The sequence below is a fragment of the Salmonella sp. A1325 genome, assembly GCF_056991255.1.
On record NZ_JAMLWO010000026.1, the window covers coordinates 1 to 1,453 of the forward strand.

General features: G+C 36.3%; 1 protein-coding gene and 1 pseudogene. One reads left to right on the plus strand and one right to left on the minus strand.

Annotated features, from left to right (window positions below; genetic code table 11):
- Positions 1–321: 321 nt before the first annotated feature.
- Positions 322–1,122 (plus strand): hypothetical protein, encoded by an 801-nt coding sequence (locus tag NAZ64_RS22325; protein WP_001536069.1) that lies wholly within the window; start codon positions 322–324, stop codon positions 1,120–1,122.
- A gap of 28 nt (positions 1,123–1,150) precedes the next feature.
- On the opposite strand, the pseudogene NAZ64_RS22330 reads toward NAZ64_RS22325, so the two are convergent.
- Positions 1,151–1,294 (minus strand): annotated as a pseudogene (locus tag NAZ64_RS22330) (helix-turn-helix domain-containing protein); the annotation flags it as partial.
- Positions 1,295–1,453: the final 159 nt, after the last annotated feature.

Sequence of the window (1,453 nt, forward strand, 5' to 3'; positions counted from 1 at the left end):
GGATCGCGCATCGTCAACGATGCAGGTGATCGTGAACAAGATATAGTTTTCCACAGTTCGTACAGGATAGGCCTCCTTATTGCTGCCTTCGCAGTGACAGTAACTGTCCCTGTGTTTTCACATCCTAACCTACCATGTTCCCGATAAGTTAAGTATATGAGCGTAGAGGAGCTTTTCGACCATGGGCACAACCTCTAAATCTGAAGGGAGTTCATCAATAGATACAATAATGAACGTTTCTTTAAAGATCTTTGTAGTCAGTCCCTGTTAGGTTGTCGTGACATAAGAATATCGCTTAATTTTGAATACAGGGAAATGTAATTGATTATAAATGTTGGACATGTAGCTACAGAAAAATTCGACACAACTGGAGTGAGCGCCTGTAACAACCAACAGAGTACTTCAGTTGATTTATCCTCCTGTATTATTAATGCTGCTTCAGAATGTACCGTTTTTGTCAGAACAATAATAAAGAAATCGGACAGTTATGATGCTATGCAAATTGACAGGCTTAAAATTGATACGCAGGAAAAATACGACGCTCTTAATTTACAAAGAGAACATCACAAGAAATTTCTGCAAACTATAAAAGCAAACTCTTTTGACAGAGCTATGGCTGAAAGACCAGAAAACCCAATATCTCTGAGTCTAATATATTCTTCCATTGATTCAATAAAATATAACACAGGGAACTGTGCTGATATGTCGCTAATTTTAGGTGCGATTATTGCAAAATATATACCACAAAGACTAACCGGAATAGGATTTTCGAAAAATAATGTATTTGATGCCAGAATAAGCACATCCCTTATGTATAATAGCGCGTCAGGAGGGAATCATGTGGTCGTTTTTTTGACTTTTACTGATTCAAAAGGAATATCGGAATATATACTTGACCCTTGGCTGGATGCGCGCATTTTCAAAAAGGAAGAGTCATATGAAATTTATAAAAACAATAGCAGTGAATATATCAATGAAAATCATTGCTTCGAAGCATACGATAAATACACTGCCATAATGAATAGCGCAGAATATATAGACGCCATAACAAAGACAATAAATCTTTTATATAGAGTTAATCTTGATGAAATTCAATTAACAAATCCATTTAAGTTTATATAATTAACTCTTATGGCTGATTAAAGGAGTGTTATTTTCCCATGAATGGCATCAAAGGCATGTTACTCGCCGGAAATTTTCTGTACAACGTCGAAACGCCAACATCATAAATAATCGCTACCTGCTGTCGCGGTACTCCCGCCCCAATCAGGCGCCCGGCCTGCGCCCATTGTTCCTGTGATTATTATTTAATAACGATTACGAAAACAAAAACTCAACTAACTGAATTAAATAGAATTAAAAAAAGTGACATATAAAAATGTACTTAATTATGTACTTTTGAAATCGTCAGCATACGATCTGCTGATCAACATACGACGTTACATCACAATAG